The organism is Anabaena sp. UHCC 0399 (assembly GCF_034931465.1).
GTDB lineage: Bacteria > Cyanobacteriota > Cyanobacteriia > Cyanobacteriales > Nostocaceae > Trichormus > Trichormus minutissimus.
In genome coordinates this window covers 19998-40835 of the sequence record NZ_JAYGGZ010000061.1, presented here as the reverse complement: position 1 = coordinate 40835, position 20838 = coordinate 19998, and the positions used below count along the sequence as shown (strand labels likewise).

Here is a 20838-nt window from a genome sequence, read left to right as displayed (position 1 = left end):
CTGCTTGCTCCTCAAACCGTTGATGCAGACATTGATTGACAATATACTCAGCAGTAGAATACCCATCTCCTAATATTTGTTGCCGTTCAGCATTACTTAGTAACGCTAATTCCTGTACCGTTTGCTGGGGATTAGCCAGAATTGCGGTCAATAAATTCTGGAAATGTCCCGCCATTCGGGTAATTGTCTCAGAATCAAACAAGTCGGTGTTATATTCCCAATTCCCGATGAGTCCTTGGGGAGTCTCCGTCATCGACAGAGTTAAATCAAACTTGGAGGTAATAGCCTCTATTGGTAACTGCGACAACTGCAACCCTGGTAATTCCAAATTGCCCATCGGCGCATTTTGCAGGGCAAACATCACCTGAAATAAAGGTGTATGGCTGAGATTACGCTTAAGTTGTAGTATGTCTACTATCTGCTCAAAGGGGACTTCTTGGTGCGCGTAGGCATCTAACGCCACTTGCTTGACTTGTTGCAGTAATTCGATGAATGGGGGATTATTTTCTAAACGCGATCGCAATACCAATGTATTGATAAAAAAGCCGATTAGTGTATCTATCTCTGGGCGATCGCGGTTAGCTATCGGGCTACCAATAAGAATATCTGTCTGACCACTGTAACGATGCAGTAAGGTGACAAAGGCTGCTTCTAAGGTCATGAACAGCGTCACCCCAAACTTCTGACTGAGGCGATTGAGTTGTTCGGTCAATTCCAGAGGTAAGGGAAAATCTCGACTACTACCCCGGAATGTTTGAATGGCTGGGCGGGGTCTGTCGGTGGGGAGTTCTAATAGTGGTGGTGCATCAGCTAGCTGCTTTTGCCAATAGTTGATTTTTTGACTAAATACTTCCCCTTGTAACCATTGTCTTTGCCACACAGCAAAGTCTGCATACTGAATCGGTAATGCTGGGAGAGGAGAAGGTTTACTTTGTATAAATACTGTATATAAAGTAGATATTTCTTGAATTAATATGCCAATTGACCACCCATCAGCGACAATGTGGTGCATATTCATCAGCAACACATGAGATTGTTCACTCAGCTTTAAGAGTGTCACCCGCATCAGAGGTGCTTGGGTGAGGTCAAAGGGTTTCTCTGCATCGAGGATGGCTAATTGTTTGACTTGATCTGAGCATCCTTGTAAATCGACTATTGGGAGTGTCAGGTTAGCGTGAGGATGAATTACCTGTACAGCATGACCATCAACCTTTGCAAAACTGGTGCGTAAAACCTCATGACGACGGATGATTTCTTGTAAAGCCTGTTCCAATGCTGAGATATCCAGTACCCCAGTCATTTGCACCGCCGCCGGCATATTGTAAGTGGCACTTGCACCTTCCATTTGGTAGAGAAACCAAAGGCGTTGCTGTGACCAGGATAGAGGTAAATTTCCGTTGTCTCGCGCTACGGTAGGAATTGATTCGACTTCAGAGGTTAAGTTTACCCGTTGGAAAAAGCTGATAATTTCAGCCTTGCGATCGCTCAGATTAGCACGAATTTCTGGTGTTAATCTACCACTGGGCGCATTACAGCGCAGCTTCACCCCTTGGGAGGAATTGGGATTGTCTTCCACCCATAGCTTAATGTCCAGGTTTCCTAATTCAGACAAAAATTCTTCAATGGGTTTCATACTTCAATTTCCTCCCGATTTTCTGATAACTCCACAGGTGTAGACTGTAATTTTTGGATAGTTGAGAAAATTTGCTCGATGTAGGTGGACAGTTCCATAACTGTGGGTGATTCCAACATCTGGCGCAAAGGTAATTCCACGCCGAAAGTTTGCCGCAGGCGAGAAGTCACTTGCATCGCATTCAACGAATTACCGCCGATTTCAAAGAAATTATCGGCAATTCCGACTTTTTCTAAGTTGAGAACTGAGGCAATTATTGTGGCGATCGCTTGCTCTTTTTCAGTACGAGGAGCAATATATTGTACATGGGCTTGTTTTGCTAAATCTGCTTCTGGTAAGGCTTTTCGGTCTACTTTACCATTAGGTGTAAGAGGGAAGGTATCTAAACAGACAAAGGCTGATGGCAGCATATAGTCTGGTAGTTGCTGCTTGAGATAGTGACGTAATTCGCTGTTTGTCGGTGCTTCAGCTTCGGGGATGAAGTAGGCAATTAAGGTATCAGCTTGAGTGGTAACAACTGTCTGTTTGATTTGGGGATGAGTTGCTAGTTTGGTTTCAATTTCGCCTAGTTCGATGCGGAAGCCACGAATTTTGATTTGTTGGTCTATGCGTCCTCTAAATTCGATTGTTCCATCTGGGCGATAGCGTGTTAGGTCGCCGGTTTTGTAGAGAGTGAGGGACTGGGGATAGGTGATAGTGCTATTCTCTACGCCCAATTGAATAAATTTTTCTTGGGTTAAGTCTGGGCGTTTCCAGTAGCCTTGGGCTAGTCCTGCGCCTCCGGTGTGGAGTTCTCCCCAGACTCCTATGGGGACTGGTTGTAGGTTGGGGTCGAGGATGTAAACTTGGGTGTTGGCTATGGGGCGACCTATGGGGACTGATGAGTCTAAGTTGGTGTCACTGGTTATGGGGTAGCAACAGGTGAAGGTGGTGTTTTCGGTGGGGCCGTAACCGTTAACTAGGCGAATTTGGGGTAGATGTTGTAATACTTTCTTGACGTGGGGGATTGATAGTACATCTCCGCCGGCTATGAGTTGTCGGACTGTTTTTAAGTCTTCTATCCGTTCATCTACTATCAGATGGAATAGGCTGGCTGTTAGCCATAGGGTGGTGATTTGGTGTTGTTGGATTATTTGCCCTATCTCTTCTAAACTGGGTTTGGGAATGGGCATGATGACTAATTTACTGCCATTGAGCAAACTACCCCAAATTTCTAAGGTTGCAGCATCGAAGCTGATAGGGGCTAATTGTAGCCAGGTTTCTTCTGAAGTGAAGCTAAGATAATCTGTGGCTTTAACTAATCGCACGACTCCCCGATGAGGAATGCTGACACCTTTGGGTTTGCCAGTCGAACCGGAGGTGTACATGATGTACGCTAAGTTGTCGGCTGTCACCTCTGTATCGAGATTTTCTGTTGATTCCTTTTTGATGGCTGCTGCATCTACAGACAGGATGTTTGTAAATGTCGGTAATCTGTCAATTAAATCCGTCTGAGTTAATAAAACTTGCGGCTGTACATCCTCCAACATCCAAGCCAATCTTTCTTGGGGATATTCTGGGTCAAGGGGTACATAAACACCGCCAGCTTTGAGGATACCCAATACTCCCACTATAAAATCAAGGGAACGCTGCATACAGATACCCACGAGGACACCTGACTCTACACCCTGTCTTCTCAAGTAGTGCGCCACTTGATTAGCACGGTTATTTAACTCAGCATAAGTTAACTCTTCCCTGTCCCCTATAACTGCTACCGCATCAGGTGTTTTTTCTACTTGCGCTTCAAAGATTTGATGAATGCACTTATCGGCGGGATAATCAGTTTGGGTAGCGTTCCAATCTACTAACAATTGCTGTAATTCTGTCGCTGTTAGCAGTGGTAATTCCCCTACAGGTTGGCGGGGATTGGCAATAATTGCTGTGAGTAAGGTTTGGAAGTGTCCCAACCATCGTTCAATGGTAGTGGCATCAAATAAATCGGTGTTGTAGTGGCAATCTAGAATTAGTTCATCTTCTATCTGAGTGATATTCCAATGAATATCGTAGTCAGTGGAATTGATGGGTTGAGTGAACCAACTGGTTTCCAGTTCGTCTAACTTGGGCAGTGTGATTGATCTATCTAAGTTGAATGTAACAGTAACTAGAGGTGATCTACTCGCATCTGGGTTGAGGTTTAATTTTTGAATTAGTTCGGCAAAGGGATAGTCCTGATGTTGGTAGGCTTCTAGTAAGACGTTCCTGATAGCTAAGAGATATTCTGAGAATGGGGTTGTACTTTGGTAGTCGCTGCTAATTGGTAAGACGTGAGCGCAATAACCGACTAAACTATCACTACCCGGAAGCGATCGCCCGGCTGTGGGAATGCCTACAATAATATTGGATTGTCCTGTCAATCTATGCAGTAATGTGGTGTATACCGCAAGCAGGGTCATAAATAAGGTACAACCTTGCTCTAGACTGACTTTTTTAATGGCGCGTCCTATCTCGCTATGGAGCAGTAAACTTTGCTTGCTGCCGCGATAGGTTTTGATGGGGGTGCGTGTTCTATCGCTGGGTAGGTCTAATGCAGGGATGGTGTCGGCAAATTTTTGCAGCCAGTATTGTTCATGGGTTGCCATTTCTTCTGTCTGGCTTTGTTGGATTTGCCAGTTGATATACTCCCGGTATTGCATTGGGGTAGGGAGTTGGCATTTTTTACCTTGACAGATGGCTGTGTATAAGGTGCTGAGTTCTTGGAGGATGACTCCTACTGACCAACCATCGACGATGATGTGATGGCCGGTCAGGGTTAGTCTGTGTTCTTCTGGGGATAGTTGGATGAGGTGGAGGCGGAAGAGGGGTGCTTTGGTAAGGTCGAAGGGTTCTGGGGTTAATTCACGCAGAGGCGCAGAGGCGCGGAGAGGAGGAGTTTCTGAGGACAAATCAAAGGGGAAAATTTGCTGCACGTCGCCTTCGGGGCTGATGCTGGTTCTGAGTGCTTCGTGGCGATTGACTATTTGCTGCATCGCCTGGGTTAAGGCTGGTAGGTTGAGTTTACCTTGGAGTTTGAGGCTGACTGATTCGTTGTAGGCGGTGGAAGCTTCCTTACTCAGTTGCGCTAGTACCCATAGTTGTTTTTGGGCGGTGCTGAGGGGGGCTGTGATGAAAAATGGGCGGTTTTGATAGAGTTCTCTGAGGTCGTTTAATTCTGGGAGGCTGGCGACTACTGCGGTGGGGTTTACGCCAAAGTCTATTAAACAGGCGATTTCGTCAACGCCGATGGCTTGCAGTTTGGCGACGACTTGAGCGCAAGTTTCAGGTGTGCCGATTAATGCACTAGATTGAATATAGCGATCGCAAGCAGAGGATAAAATATAATCTTGATCATCTTCGCTCAGGCTATCAAAATCTATCCCTAAGCCTTGAGTTTTCACGAGATTTTGGAATAAAGCTAGGGAAGATTTAAAATATTTACAGAGTGGTTCTCTGGCTTGTTGGCGGGTTTGTTCTAAGTCTTTACCGACAAATGTATGTAGTAATACTGTAACTCTGCCTACTGAGGGATCATAACCATGCTGTGCTAGAGATTCGCGGTACAGGGCAATATTTTCTGCCAAGTCTTCCACACTCTGTCCCATCAGGTTGGTTAATACGCCTGCACCCATTTCTCCAGCTTTGATATATGTGTCTGGATTATTGACGATGGTAATCCAGTCTTGCAGTTCGGCTTGCATGGGTTTGGGAAATACTTCCACGCTAACGGTTTGACCGACTCCGTTCTGCACTTGAATTGAGTCCCCCCGCCACAATTTACGGACTGTTTCCATCTGTTGAAACATCAGTTCTCGATGTTTCCCGAAGGATTGGGGGGCCAATACAAAGTCGTTGGGATTCCAGCCGGAAGCGAAGGAAATACCGACGCGTCCTTGGGAAAGGTTATCTACTACTGACCATTCTTCTACTACTCGGATGGGATGGTGTATGGGGAGGACAACGCTACCGGAGCGAATTTGAATGTTTTGGGTTTCTCTGGCGATGGCGGCGGCAATGACTGAGGGGTTGGGAGAAAACCCGCCAAAGGCATGAAAATGACGCTCAGGAATCCAAACGGCACTAAATCCATTTTTGTCGCCAAATTTAGCCCCGGTAAATAATAGGTCATATTTATCATGGCTAAATTCTGATTCGTAGTTGCCGAAATAGTACAAGCTAAATTGTACTTTTTGGCTGGGAATATAGTTAGTTTTTTCCCTAGGGGTAGTTTTTTGTTTGCGTCGTTCCCAAAAGCCAGCTTTATTTACTGGCTGATTTAAGTTAGCTGTTGGCAGCGACGCTGGAGACTTTTTTACGGTGACATTCTCCTGTTGGGTGTGGGGAAAAAAACCACCTGAGCGCATTTCTGTAATACTGTCTCGCACCGCCTGAATAATCCACTCAATATCTGAGTCGGTGTGGGCTGTGGAGAGAAAACAGGTGCGTCCTTCCCAAATGTACACACCTTTTTCTAGGAGGTGGTAGAAGAACACATCCATGTTAGCGGTGAAGACAAACCGGAACAGTGAGCCGAAATTTACCACCCGGATGTCTATTTGTTGCTCTGTGAAAATATGATTGAGTTGTTCGACTAGATAGGCAGTCCGAGCATTTAAATTAGTTTGTAACTGTACACCCTGTTCTTTTAAATATTTCAAAGCGGCTCGACAAGTTGCCATTGCTAGGGGATGTTTATTAAATGTCCCAGCAAAAAATGTCCGGTCGGCTTGGGGATATGATTGGTCGCCAAATTGCCAATATCCGCCGTCTATACCGTCCATGAACTTGGCTTTACCTGCGACTGCGGCTAGGGGTAGACCACCGCCAAATATTTTGCTGTAAGTGGCTAAATCTGCCTTGACCCCAAAATGGGCTTGCGCTCCCCCTGGATGGATGCGGAAGCCTGTCATAATTTCGTCAAAGATTAAGGCTGTCCCTGCTGCTTCGGTGAGGTGACGCAATTCCTGTAAAAATTCTCGTGGTTGCAAGTTAGGAAAGCGACTCTGCACAGGTTCGACCATTACCGCCGCGAGGGTGTGCATTTGCGCTTGGAGAATTTCCAAAGCTTTGGGGTCGCCGTAGTTTAAGACTAAAACATCTTTGACGGTATTAGCGGCGATGCCGTTGCCAAGGGGGACGCTGGACATTCCTTCTGGTTGAGCCAATACCCCGTCAAAATGCCCATGATAAGAACCTGTAAAGATAGCAATGCGATCGCGTTTGGTGGCAGTCCGTGCTAATCTCAAGGCTACCATCACTGATTCTGAACCTGATTGACAAAATGTAGCCCGTTCTGCACCCGTCAGTTCACACAGTAATTCGGCAGTTTCTAAGGCTAGTTCTGGTTGGGGGCCGACAGCTACACCTTTTTGCAGTTGTTCGTTAATAGCTGCAATCAGGAACGGCGCACCATGTCCAAATAAATGTGTGCCGAAACCCATTGCTAAATCTACATACTCGTTGCCATCTAAGTCCCAAAAATGTGCGCCTTGGTAACGTGTCCCGACAATGGGATAGAGCATTTCTTTAATTCCCATGCGGAATCCAGCTACAGCACGGTTATCACCTAAGTGATGGCGGGAAGCTTGCGCCCTTTGTTTGGATTTTTGGGTGCGTTGGGTATAACGTTGGATGAGGTCTTCTAGGTGTTTTTGGGAGTGGGGATTGAGAAGTGCTGAGTTGGGAGTTGGGAGTTGGGAGTTGGGAGTTGGGAGTGGGGGGTGGTGTCCTTTGCTGTTACCGTTACCGTTACCGTTACCGTTACCGTTGGTGGTTTTACTTTTGCCGTTGCTGTTACCGTTACCATTGGTGGGTGTGAAGTTTGGCTGGGTTGATGCGGGAGTACCGCGTAACACCTGCAATTGCTCTGACATGATTTGTGTCATCATTTGCAGTTGTTGCGCCATAATCCTTTCTATGGCTGTGTCTGAGTGGGAAGAAGCTGCACCATTGCCGTTACTTGCGCTGTTACTGGGTGCAACTCGGACAATTGTGGCAACAGTTTGAGTAGATACTTCCTCCAAATTCGACGGAAAATTTTGTCCCGTCGTAGACTCAGAAGAATAATCATTGACCAACTTAGGTATTGCTAACTCTTGCCGATGTCCTTCACTAACTACACTAACTGCAATATGCTGCTCAATATAGGTAGCTAAAGCGTTGATGGTGGCTAATTCTTCAAAAAACTGGCGAATGGCAATTTTAACGCCAAAAGAGTTTTCGATGCTGCGTACCCCTTCCATCAAAAAAATAGAGTCTGCACCCATTTCTAAGAATGGTGTGTTTACATCTATTTTATCTGGAGGAACTTGCAGCACTTGCCCGACTAAAGAACGCAGTTGTGCTAATATTTCTTCCTGGCGTTGGGTATTGACAGATGGAATATTTTCGTGTGTGGGATTCATGGGGATGTTGTTGTGTTCAATCCAGTAACGTTGTCGCTGAAAGGGGTAGGTGGGAAGTGAGAGGCGTTGGCGTGGATAGTCTGGCTGTAATCCTTGCCAGTTAATTGCTACACCTTGGATGTATAAGGTAGATAGGCTGTGAAGAGACACAGGTGACAGGTGACAGGTGACAGGTGACAGGTTAGGAGGAGAGGAGGTGTTTTTTTCATTCTTCTTGGGTGTTGTGCTGCCTGTGTGGTTACTCTTCGGTAGTACCTGAAAATCACTCTTTTCGGGCATGAGGGAAGCTAGCCAAATTGCACTGTTTTCTGTTTGGCACTGTTTGCCCAAGTTAACCAAAACTGGTTTTGGCCCTAGTTCTAAAAATATTTCGCAGCCAAGTTCAAATAAGGTTTTTACCCCGTCCATAAATCTGACTGGGGCGCGGGTGTGGCGTTGCCAGTAGGCGACATCGGGAATTTCTCCTGGTGAGAAGACTTTGCCGGTGACGTTGGAAATTAAGGGAATTTGCGGTGCGTGAAAGGTAATTTGCTGGAGTGTGGCGGCAAATTCTTCTAAAATTGGCTCTACCAAGGGCGAATGAAAGGCATGGGAAACTGTCAGGTTGCGGGTTTTGATGCTTTCTTGTTCTAAGATGGCAACTACAGCCTGCACCGATTCTTGTTTACCGGCAATGACTATATTTTCAGGGGCATTAATTGCTGCAATGGTTACATCTTGGGCATAATTTTGTATAGCTAGACGAACTGTGCTTTCATCTGCTAAGACTGCAACCATACTCCCCCCTGGAGGTAGAGATTGCATTAATTTGGCACGCTGGGCAATAAGTTTTAACCCATCTTCCAAGCTGAACACGCCAGCAACACAAGCCGCGACATATTCCCCGACACTATGACCAATGACCGCAGTCGGTTTAATCCCCCAAGATTGCCATAATTTATAGAGTGAGTATTCTAAGGCAAATAGGGCGGGTTGGGTATAGGCAGTTTCGTTGACTGGGGATTGGGGAACTGGAGATTGGGGATAGAGGATTTCTAATAGGGGTTTTTCTAAATACGGCTGTAAAATTTTGTCGCAGTGGTCTAAAGTTTCGCGGAATACTGGTTGGGTGTCGTAGAGTTGTTTGCCCATGCCGAGGTATTGTGAACCTTGACCTGTGAACAGAAAAGCTATTTTAGAAGTTTTTCTTTGGGTAAGGTGATGGTGTAATAATCCCTCTGCTGGGTTATTCTCAGCAAATGCACTCAGTTGTGTTTGCAACTTTGCCACAGAATCAGTTACCACAGCTAACCGATGCTCAAAATGGCTGCGTCCTGTATTAGCTGTAAAGCACAAATCAGCTAAGGATATTTGTGGGTGAATTTGTAAATATTTTGTATAATTTCTTGCTAATTCTTTTAATGCTTCCCCAGTCTTAGCGGACAAAGCCAACAGATGCACTGGACACTCATTTTTCTGTTGACTATTGACAGAGGTTGCGTGCAACGTCTCTACGGGACTCTCTAAAACAATATGCACATTAGTCCCACTCATCCCAAAGGAACTTACCCCAGCGATGCGTGATTTATCTTTGGGTTGCCAAGGTGTAGGTTGAGTAGGGACAATAACAGGCAAGTTTTCCCAAGGTATATGGGGACTGGGTTGATGGAAGTGCAAGTGCGGTGGAATTTCGCCGTGATGTAGTGCTAGGACTGTTTTGATTAGTCCGGCAATTCCTGCTGCTGCTTCTAAGTGACCGAGGTTGGTTTTGACTGAACCTATAACTAATGGTTCTTCTGGGGAACGTTGGCGACAAAATACTGATGCTAATGCACCAACTTCGATGGGGTCGCCGAGGGAAGTTCCTGTCCCGTGGGCTTCGATGTAGGTGACTTGTGCTGGGGTGACTTTAGCATTATCGAGGGCTTGCTGAATTAGTTGCTCTTGGGCGAGTTGATTGGGTACTGTTAAACCGCTACTTGGCCCGTCGTGGTTGACAGCCGAACCGCGAATAGTTGCCCAAATGCAATCGCCATCAGCCAAAGCATCAGATAATCTTTTGAGGATAATCACCCCACAGCCTTCGCTTCTGCCAAAACCATCGGCGGCCGCATCGAAGGTTTTGCAGCGTCCATCAGGGGCTAAGGCGTGGGTGCGGGAGAGAAATAGGGTAGTTTCGGGGAATAAGTTTAGGTTAACACCACCTGCGATCGCTAAGTTACATTCTCCAGCCCGTAAACTCTGGCTAGCTAGATGCACTGCCACCAAAGAAGATGAGCAGGAGGTATCCATTGCTAAATTTGGCCCCTGCAACCCCAAAACATAAGACAACCGACCAGAAGCAAAGCACAAACCGTTACCTGTGCCATCGTGGGCAGTGATATTCTCGGCTTTGTCTGCATTCATCCGTAACTTGGCGTAGTCATTGGGGCCGACACCCAAAAAAACGCCTGTCAAACTATTAACTAGTTGTTTAGGATTAATCCCAGCTTCTTCTAACGCTTCCCAAGCTACCTCTAATAAAAGGCGTTGCTGGGGATTCATGCTAACAGCTTCTCTGGGGGAAATGCCGAAAAATTGGGGGTCAAATTGGTCTACATTCTCTAAAAATCCGCCATAGCGGGTGTAAACTTTCCCTGGTGTCTCTGGGTTGGGGTCGTAGTATTCATCGATATTCCAACGACTTCTAGGCACTTCTGTAATGGCATCTACACCATCACGCAATAACTGCCAAAATGTCTCCGGGTTGTTAGCTCCCCCCGGAAATCTACAACCTATGCCAATAATAGCGATGGGTTCAGTTTTAGCACGGTCAAAGGCTTCTAGTTTGGCGCGGGCTTCTTTGAGTGCTAATAACATCCGTTGGGATGCAGTCATTTGCTCGGTGGTTTCGGAACTCATTACAATTTACCCCTAATAACCCTTCTACCTGGTATGTCTTAATCTCTGCTTTAAGCTGCAACAGATGCAGAAATCATCACCTGTATCTCACTAATAAAAAGTTAGAGCAAATTATCTGATATTAAATTAGAGCCTAAGTGTTTGGCTAAATCTTCAATAGTTGAGTAATCATAAACTAATGTTGGATCTAAATTACAGCCCAACCAAGTTTCTAAATCACCTATCATCCCTATAGTCATAGAAGAATCTAGACCATATTCATCAAACAGCATTCTGATATCAACTTCATTGGTTGTAATCTCTAGCATATCGGCCATATAGGAAATTAGCCAATCTTGAATTTGTTCAGTGGAAGGAATAGTTTTTGTGTTAGCTGTTGTCATTTCTTTATTTTTTATACTAAGGATTTTAGTTTTTTGTTAACGGATTTTCTCGAAGAAAGGGCTAAAGCCCTGACTACTAACTTATGAGATTTTTATTGTCTGAAGCTAATACCTCCAATTTGCCTGTAAGTAATTTTTCTCGACATAATCGACGCTGAATTTTGCCACTGGATGTCTTCGGGATAGTGTTAGTTTTAATTAAGAATGTGGCATAAATTTGCAGTTCATGTTGTTGAGCAATGGCTTTGCGAATGGCAATAATTACGGCTTCTCCATCTAGCTTTCTCAACCAACTTCTTTCTACTTCCTGAACAACAATCAGCTTCTCTTCTCCCTTGACTGTCACCGTAAAAGCTGCACCACAACTTGGCCTTAAAGCTGGGTGACTTTGTTCTACTGTGAGTTCAATGTCTTGGGGGTAATGATTCCGTCCCCGGATGATTAGTACGTCTTTGATGCGTCCGGTGACGAATAACTCACCATCACGCAAAAATCCTAAGTCGCCAGTCCGCAGAAATGGCCCTTGTTTTGTATCTGCTAGATAGGCGTGAAAAGTTTGCTTTGTCTCTTCAGGGCGTTGCCAATAACCACAAGCTACAGTAGCACCAGATACCCAGATTTCACCAATTTCATCGGGTTTACACTGAGTTAAGTTTTCTGGATGTGCGATCGCAATTTTGGTATCTAGCCATGCACGTCCACACCCCACAAGTTGCTTAACGTTTTGCTGTTCTCCTTGACTAATCACCACCTGGTTGTTTTCTAGTGCTTCAGTTTCCACCGCACAATACACCGGCTCATCTTCTACTAGTCCTCCAGAAACCATTAAGGTAGCTTCAGCTAATCCATAACAAGGGTCAAAGGCATTACTACGGAAACCACAAGCTTGGAAAATTTCCGTAAATTTCTCTAGGGTGGCTTTACTCACTGGTTCAGCACCACAGTAAGCATTATTCCAACTACTTAAATCAAGCTGTTGTATTTGTGCGGGAGTGATTTTTCTGGTGCAGAGATCATAGCCAAAGTTGGGGCTACCGCCATGTGTACCTCTATAGCGGGTAATAGCTTTCAGCCAACGAATTGGTTGCTGGACAAAGGAGACAGGCGGCATTAATACCCCAAGAAACCCTGTGTACAAGGGTTGCAAAATTCCTTCAATTAACCCCATATCATGAAAACTGGGCAACCAAGAAACAGAAATGCTCTCAGATGAGAGTCCAAAAGCTTGCTTGAGGTACTCGGAATTATGTAATAAGTTACCATGACTCACCATGACACCCTTTGGTTTACCTGTAGAACCAGAGGTGTATTGCAAAAAGGCTAGGCTGTCTTGACTCAGTTGTGGTGCTTGCCAGTTTGCCGCTAAGTTACTGTTTAAGTCATCAGTGGCGAGGAGTTTGATAGCGGCTAATTCTGCATTCTGACTAAACCACTCTTGAAGTTGAGGTAATAGGGATTTGGTAGTCAGAATCACCGTGGCTTGAGCATCGGCGACAATTGCCTGAAGTCTGGATAAATTCTGATTACGTCGCGGTGGATAGGCGGGTACAGCCACAACGCCCCCATACGAACAGCCAAAAAAGGCGGCAATAAATTCTAACCCTGGGGGATATAGTAACAGAGCGCGATCACCTATGATGGGCGGAACGCCATCACCTATTTTCCCTCTCAGATGAAGTTGAGAGGCGATCGCTTTTGCTTGTTGCGCTAAACTTTGATAAGTTAAACTACCAGTCTCTATTTCTCCATCCTGGAGGAAGGTAAAAGCAGTTTTCTCAGGTTGGATTTTGGCTCGATATTGCAGCAGTTCTACTAAGGTGGAGAACTGATTTTCTAGCTGTAGTGATTGTTTAATTTCTGTAGAAATCATGATTTCCCCCTCAGTAATGCTTCTAGTTCGGCAATTTCTTTGGCGATGGAAGCATCAACTTCATCGTCAGAGAGTTGTTTGACGGCTTCCCAATCCTGATTTTTTACGTTTGTCTCTGGTGGCGGTGTCGCCAAATTCAGCACTTCCATTGCTAAATAATCCACCAGTGCCGTTACTGTCGGATATTTAAAGGTGAGGGTGGAAGGTAAACTACAGCCTAAACTTGTCTGCAAGCGGTTTCTCAACTCTACAGAGGTGAGGGAATCCATACCTAAATCAAAGAAGCCTTGCTGAATATCAATGGCTGTTGCGGGATTCCCACCCAAAACTGTGGCGACTTGGCTACAGACATGATTCATTAAGTAAGCACGATGTTCACCTTTGGGGATAGTATCCAATTGCTGGAGAAATTCCCCAGCTTGGCTGGATGGTTCTGTGGATTTGGCTTGAGGTTGCAAATCTTGGAAGAACGGCGAGATGTTAAACTTCGACCAATCAACGGGAACTACCCCGACTTGGGGAGATGCGGGGGCTAACATTTGCTGTTCTAATACTGCTAATACTTGATGTGGCGCAATCGTACCGATACCCTTAGCTTTTACCCAGGAATCTGCTTGGCGTTTGGCGGCTGCACCAATGTCAGTTACTACACCCCAGTTAATACTCAAGCCTGGAAGTCCTTGCTGTTGTCGGTAATGAGCAAAGGTATCAAGGAAGGCGTTAGCGGCGGCGTGGTTGGCTTGTCCTGGTGAACCAAAGAGGGAGGCGACGGAGGAGAATAAGACGAAGAAATCTAGGGGTAGATGTTGGGTAAGTTGATGTAAGTTCCAAGCACCTTCTACTTTGGGAGACATAACTTTGGTGAAGCGTTCCCAGGTTTGTTGTTGGAGTACGCCATCATCTAATACCCCGACAGCATGAATAATACCGCGCAATGGAGGAAGCGATCGCTCTATATCTTCTATAACTTTGGTCATCTGTTCTAGGTTGACGACATCCGCTTGTGTCACCATCACCTGTGCGCCCTTTTGTTGCAGTGTTTTGATAGATTGTTTCACCTCGCCATTTGCACCACTGCGTCCCAGCAATACTAAATGTCTCGCCCCTTTCTCTACCATCCACTCAGCCACGAGTAAGCCTAAGCCACCCATCCCACCAGTAATTAAATAGGTGCTGTCTGCACGGAAGGTAAGTTCTGTTTGAGTGACGACAATCTTACCGATATGCTTGGCTTGCTGCATATAGCGGAAAGCATCTACTACATCTGTTATAGGAAATTGGGTTTGGGGTAAGGGTTTGAGTTGTCCTGTAGCAAATTGCGGCATTAATTTCGCCAGCATTGATTGAATTAAGGTGGGTTGCTGTTGGCAAACTTCTACTAAATCCACTAAAAAGTAAGCGATATCTGACCGCACTTTTAATACTTCGTCAGTCTGTAATACTCCCCGCTTGGCAATTTCCACAAACCGCCCTTGGGGTTGTAACACAGATAAACTTTTGCTGATAAATTCGTCTGAGGTTAGGGAATTGAGGACAATATTTACACCTTGTTTTTCAGTAATTTCTTTTATTTGCTCGGCGAAGTCTAAGCTACGGGAATTCATAATTTGTTCGACTCCCAGAGATTTCAAGAAATCCCATTTTCCAGGACTAGCAGTAGCGAATACTTCTGCACCTATCTGTTGGGCTAACTGAATGGCGGCTTGTCCCACACCACCAGCCGCCGCATGAATTAATACCCGTTCTCCAGGGGCAATTTTTCCTAAATGATGTAGTGAATAATACGCTGTCAGGAAGGTAATGGGAATAGTTGCGGCTTCGGCAAAGGTCAAATTGGCTGGCTTTGGTGCTACCATTTGAGCATTCACTGTCACATATTGACTGAAACTTGCGGGTGCGATCGCTACGACAGCATCACCCACCGCTAAACCTGATACCCCCGCACCCACGGCGACAATTTCACCAGCACACTCACCACCCAACGTCCCCGCATCACCAGGATACAAGTCTAAAGCGTTGAGCAAATCCCGGAAGTTTAACCCCGTCGCCCTGACTCTAATTTCTACTTCCCCCGCATCAGGTGAACGGCGTACAGTCGGTTCAAAGGTTAAATTTTCTAAAGTTCCTTTTTGGGAAATAGTTAAGGTAAAAGGCTGATTTTCAGGAATTTCTAGCTGATTTTCCCCCGTCCTAATTAACCGCGCCACATAACGCTGCTGATGGCGGAAAGCAACTTGATCTTCTTCATCACTTGCTAAAATCTCAGCTAAAAGTGCGTTGACTTCATCCTCAACCGGATGAGAATCTAAATCTACCCGCACACATTTAAGTTCTGGATGTTCTAAAGCAATTACCTTACCCATTCCCCAGAGTGCAGATTGGGTTACACCAGAAACATTACCCTCCACAGATTGCGCCCCTCTGGTGACTAACCATAACCGAGGCTGTGAGGTAAAATCTGTCTTAGTTAATGCTTGCAATAGATGTAAGGTACTACCACAACTTTGTCTGGATGCGGCTTTTAAATCTTTACTCGTTAACTTCAGGTTAAGACTCGTTAAAGCATCAGATGTATCTAAACTCCAGCAATTAATAACACCATGTAAAGCAGTTTCACTATTGCTAATTCTAGTTAGTAGTTGCTGAAAATGCTCTGGCTGAGTGGGATTGAGCGTCAAAGTTTCCCTATCCAGTAATTTATAGTCCTCGCCTGAGAAAACTAAGGTGCAAATATCACCTTTTTCTCGTAATTGAGTCGCTAATTTTTCACCAAGTCCTTGAGAGTCAGCCAATACAAGCCAATGTTTGGACGTAGCAGCCGCTACAGTTTTCTGCGTGGGGGCGGCTTGTGCCACAATTACAGATTGCTGATTTAAACTACCTTGGGTTGCTGCGGCTAAAGGTAGGGTGACGGCTGCTTGATATCCCTCTTGCAATAAGACTTGCTGCCATTGTTCACTCGTTAGCAGGGGATAATTGGGACGTAACTCAGTATCACTAAATCGCCACCAACCTTCAGTTAAGCCAAAGGTTAAATCTAGCCAAGCTTGGGGAATAGTTCCCTCTAATAGTATAAGTAACCCTTGCGGTGCTAATAACTGGCGGATATTTTGCAAGGTTTGTGCTAAATCCTGGGTGGCGTGGAGGACGTTAGCCGCTACCACGACATCATATTGGTGAAACTCGAATCCCTGTGGCTTTAATTCCTGTTCAATATCTAATACTTGATACTGTACAAAGGGATAATCGCGAAATTTCTCTTGGGCTTGAGTAGTAAAGCGGGGGGATAAATCAGTAAAGATGTATTCTGTTTGCTTTGCTGGTAGGGTTGGCAGAATGTAAGCGGTAGTTCCTCCCGTACCCGCCCCAATTTCGAGAATCCGCACACCTCTGTCTTGAGGTAACTGTGCTAAAGCTGAGGAAATAGCCTGCTGCACTAAACTATTCAGTACCTGCGACCCTGGAGAATCCTGATAAACTTGGGTAGCGGTGGTCATGTCGCCTTCAGGAAACAGCAATTGCAAGGGGTCACTGTCACCTTGCAGGACTGATGCCAGTTTACTCGCACAACGCCCCAATAATGTTAACTCGGCAACTGCACTAGGGTATTTTGCCAACAGGAGATTTAATTTGGTGTCTGGGTTGGAATCCTGGGGTATATGTATTACCTGCCATTGTGAGTTACTTTCCTGTAAGTAACCCGCATCTGCCACAATCTCTAATAGCCGATGTAGCAACCTGTGATGGCGGTTGACTATGCCCAGTTGGGTGATGATGTCTGCTGTAGCAAAACGTTGCCCAAGTTGGAATTTTCTCCCCATTTGTGCAAAAGCATGAATGATGTAGGCGATGCTTAAGGCTTCCATTTGGGTGAAGACTTGCTGATACTCTGACCAATTAAAATCAGTCAGTATATCAGGCAATTTAGCAGAAATTTTCATACTTACTTGCTCAGGAGATACCAAGTAATCAGGGCTGAGTTGTGAACTGGCAAAGTGGACTTTTTGCCGCCACGCCACTTGATAAAGCCAGTTATGCCAATTGTCTTGGGTTGTGGGAAGTAGGCGCGACCGCTTCAACTCTAAACCCTGTACATGAACTATTTTTACTCCATCCTCCGTATAAAGGCTAACATTGCCACTAATAAGTTCTTGATTTGTGTCTGGGTTAATCTCTGCGTGACTCCAAACCAGATTTCCCGGACTACTATGAATCTGTAACCGCTTAATTTCTACGGGTAAATACGTATCTAGTTGATTTTCATGGAGTAAAGCCGCACCTAATACTTGGAAGCTTGCATCTAAAATAATCGGATGCAGGTGATAATTTTGATCTGCCCAAGTTTCTGCTAACTGCACCTGTCCCATCGCCAAACCTGGAGCATACCAGAGTTGTTGGATAGCTTGGAAACTAGAGCCATAATCAATACCTCTATTTTGACATTGCTGATAGTAATTCAGAGGTGCTATATTTTCATAACATGGCGATCGCAATTTTGTTAAGTCAGTTTGGATCGGTTCAGCTTGATTTTCACCCCGCAGTAATTTACCTGTGGCGTGGAGTCTCCATACTGATTCAGTATCTGTAATATTTTCACTACTAAAAATTCGGAATGGATAACTACCATCACCTGGAGATAGGCTAATTTGTAAGGTTATGCCTATTTCTCCCAAAATCAATGGCTGTAAAATACTAATATCTTCTAATACTAATTGTACAGATTTATATATTTTAAATCCCGCAGCCAATGCCATTTCGAGATAAGCGGTAGCTGGTACAATGACCTCACCAAAAACGCGATGATCTGGCAGATAAGCGGGTTGATTTTGGCTAATCTCGGACTGGAAACAAATTTCCTTCACACCTGCTAAATTCAGCCTTTGACCAAGTAAGGGGTGCTGTTGACCCTGAACTAAATTGAAACTTGGCTGATGCAGAGGTGATACTGTCTCTATCCAATAGCGTTGTCGTTGGAAAGGATAGGTAGGTAAAGAAACTGGCTCACAGTCAGAATGTCGATAAAATTCGCCCCAGTTGATGGGAACACCCCGGACATACAACGCCGCCAAACTTGCTAAAATTTGCTCCCATTCGCCTTGCTTGGGATGCAAACTCGGCAACCAAACCCCTACACCATCAGGTAAACATTGGCGACCCATGCCAATTAATGTGGGTTTCGCGCCAATTTCTACAAATATCTGATAACCTTGCTGGTGCAGCAACTTCATACTGGAGGCAAATTGCACCGGTTGGCGGATATGATGCACCCAATACTCAGGTGTGGCGATGTCTGTTGTCGCAATTTGTCCTGTCAGGTTGGAAATTAGGGGAATTTTAGGAGACGAGTATTGTACTGTCTTGGCTACCTGCTCGAAATCCCCCAGCATCGCCTCCATCAAGGGAGAATGGAAAGGGTGGGAAACCTGTAGAGGCTTGGTTTGGATACCTTGATTTGTCAGTTGCTGACAAACGGCTTCTATAGCTTGGCGTTGTCCAGAGATGACGAGACTTTCTGCGCCGTTATAGGCTGCTATGGCGATTTGCTCACCGTAGGGTTGAATAGCAGATAACACTGTCTGTTCATCTGCCATAATCGCTGCCATTGTTCCATTTGAGGGTAATGCCTGCATTAACCTACCCCGTTCAGCGATGAGTTTTAAGCCATCTTCTAAGCTGAACACCCCCGCCAGACAAGCGGCGACATATTCCCCAACGCTATGACCCATGACTGCCGAGGCTTCTATCCCCCAAGATTGCCAGAGTTTAGCTAGGGCATATTCTAAGGCGAAGAGGGCGGGTTGGGTATAGGCAGTTTCGTTGATTGGGGACTGGGGACTGAGGACTGGTAACTGGGGATAAAGGATTTCTAGGAGGGGTGTTTCTAGGTAGGGTAGGAGGATTTGGTTGCAGTCATCGAGGATTTGGCGGAATGTGGGGTGGGTTTCGTAGAGTTTCCGCCCCATATCGACATACTGCGAACCTTGACCTGTAAATAAAAAGACTACTTTAGGATGTTTGCGACTATTGATTTGTCCCTGGAAGACTCCGGGAGTGTCTTGTTTTAATAAAAATGCGGCTAATTGCTCTTGTAGTTTGATTGTAGAGTTAGAAGCAATTCCTAACCGATAATCGAAATGGTTGCGTCCAACGTTAGCTGTAAAACAAACATCCGTCAATGATACTTGAGGATGATTCTTGAGATAGTCCTGATAACTCTGCACTAGTTCTTGCAGTGCTTTTTCACTCTTAGCCGATAAAGTCAGCAAGTGTAGGGGTATAGGGGTGTAAGGGTGTAAGGGTGTAGGAGAAAAGACATCTTTCTGCCTCCTGCTCCCTGCTCCCTGCCCCCTGCTCCCTGCTCCCTGCCTTCCCAAGACAACATGAGCATTAGTCCCACCAAAACCGAAGGAACTCACCCCAGCTATAGTAGTTTCTCCAATTTCTGGCCAAGATTCTAGTTTTTGCTGGACTCGTAGGGGTAATTTATCAAAGGGAATATAAGGATTGGCTTCTTGGAAATGCAGACTCGCCGGGATTTGCCCATGTTTTAGGGAGAGTGCAACTTTAATTAATCCAGCAATACCGGCGGCGGCTTCGGCGTGACCAATGTTAGTTTTGACTGAACCTAAAGCACAATATTCTCCAGGAATGCGACCTTCATTGAGTACCTTCCCCAAGGCTTTGACTTCTATGGGGTCGCCTAATTTTGTGCCTGTACCGTGGGCTTCTATATACTGCACCTTACCAGGAGATACTCCCGCCTGACGGTAGGCTTCTCTGAGTACGGCTTCTTGCGCTAAAGAATTGGGTGCGGTGATACCGTTACTGCGACCATCTTGATTAACTGCACTACCACGAATAATGGCATAAATGCGATCGCCATCTGCCTCAGCTTGAGATAGTAGTTTTAATACTACAACCCCAGCCCCTTCACTGCGAACATAGCCATTAGCCCGACTATCAAAAGCTTTACATCTACCATCAGTGGCCATGAAGCCACCTTTAGAAAAGGTGACTGTCACCCAAGGGGAAGCCATCACATTCACACCCCCAGCTAAAGCTAAGGTAGATTCCCCATTCCGCAAGCTTTGGCAAGCTAGATGAACTGCTACCAGAGATGAGGAGCAAGCAGTATCAATAGCAATACTTGGGCCTGTGAAATTTAAAGCATAGGAAATCCGGTTAGCAGCCAAGGATAAAGCTGTACCTGTACCTGCATAGCTATCTAAGTTAACGGGATTTTGGAAGCGTAGCTTATCGTAGTCGAAGCTAGAAATCCCCATAAACACGCCCGCAGGTTTACCCGCTAAGGCTGTAGGATTTTGTCCAGCATCTTCTAAGGCTTCCCAGGTGGTCTCTAGTAACAACCGATGTTGAGGATCTACACTGGCGGCTTCTCTAGGGGCAATATTGAAAAATTGAGGGTCAAATTGATCTATTTGCTCTAAAAAACCACCCCATCGCGTAGTCATTTTATCTGGTGTCGCTGGGTCAGCATCATAAAAATCATCTATATCCCAGCGTGTCTTCGGCACTTCGGTAATGGCATCTATCCCATCGCGCAGCAAATGCCAAAAGGCTTCCGGGTTTTTAGCCCCAGGAAAACGACATCCTATTCCAATAATGGCGATGGGTTCTTTGTCCATTTTGTTCCTC

General features: G+C 45.4%; 5 protein-coding genes. All 5 read right to left on the bottom strand.

Annotated elements, in window-relative coordinates; all coding sequences use genetic code 11:
• The coding region (locus tag VB693_RS25000) for a condensation domain-containing protein (RefSeq protein ID WP_323268615.1) at nt 1-1633 on the bottom strand (1633 nt) is incomplete at its 3' end.
• The gene (locus VB693_RS24995; RefSeq protein WP_323268614.1) at nt 1630-10929 is read right to left on the bottom strand and encodes a non-ribosomal peptide synthetase/type I polyketide synthase; all 9300 of its coding nucleotides are present in this window, start codon (nt 10927-10929) and stop codon (nt 1630-1632) included. The genes VB693_RS24995 and VB693_RS25000, both read right to left, overlap by 4 nt.
• Before the next feature lie 101 nt (nt 10930-11030).
• On the bottom strand, nt 11031-11312 hold the full coding sequence (locus tag VB693_RS24990) for an acyl carrier protein (RefSeq protein ID WP_323268613.1): 282 nt from the start codon (nt 11310-11312) through the stop codon (nt 11031-11033).
• 76 nt (nt 11313-11388) lie between these two features.
• A complete protein-coding gene (locus VB693_RS24985; protein WP_323268612.1) occupies nt 11389-13182 on the bottom strand; it encodes a fatty acyl-AMP ligase in 1794 nt (597 codons plus the stop codon).
• Nucleotides 13179-20828, bottom strand: coding sequence for an SDR family NAD(P)-dependent oxidoreductase (locus VB693_RS24980; RefSeq protein WP_323268611.1), 7650 nt, complete (start codon nt 20826-20828; stop codon nt 13179-13181). The genes VB693_RS24985 and VB693_RS24980 overlap by 4 nt, the downstream gene beginning before the upstream one ends.
• Nucleotides 20829-20838: the final 10 nt, after the last annotated feature.

Bases quoted from the DNA above. Each gene is read 5' to 3' on its own strand.
- VB693_RS24995 (WP_323268614.1), bottom strand. From the start codon at position 10,929: ATGAGTTCCGAAACCACCGAGCAAATGACTGCATCCCAACGGATGTTA.
- VB693_RS24990 (WP_323268613.1), bottom strand. From the start codon at position 11,312: ATGACAACAGCTAACACAAAAACTATTCCTTCCACTGAACAAATTCAA.
- VB693_RS24985 (WP_323268612.1), bottom strand. From the start codon at position 13,182: ATGATTTCTACAGAAATTAAACAATCACTACAGCTAGAAAATCAGTTC.
- VB693_RS24980 (WP_323268611.1), bottom strand. From the start codon at position 20,828: ATGGACAAAGAACCCATCGCCATTATTGGAATAGGATGTCGTTTTCCT.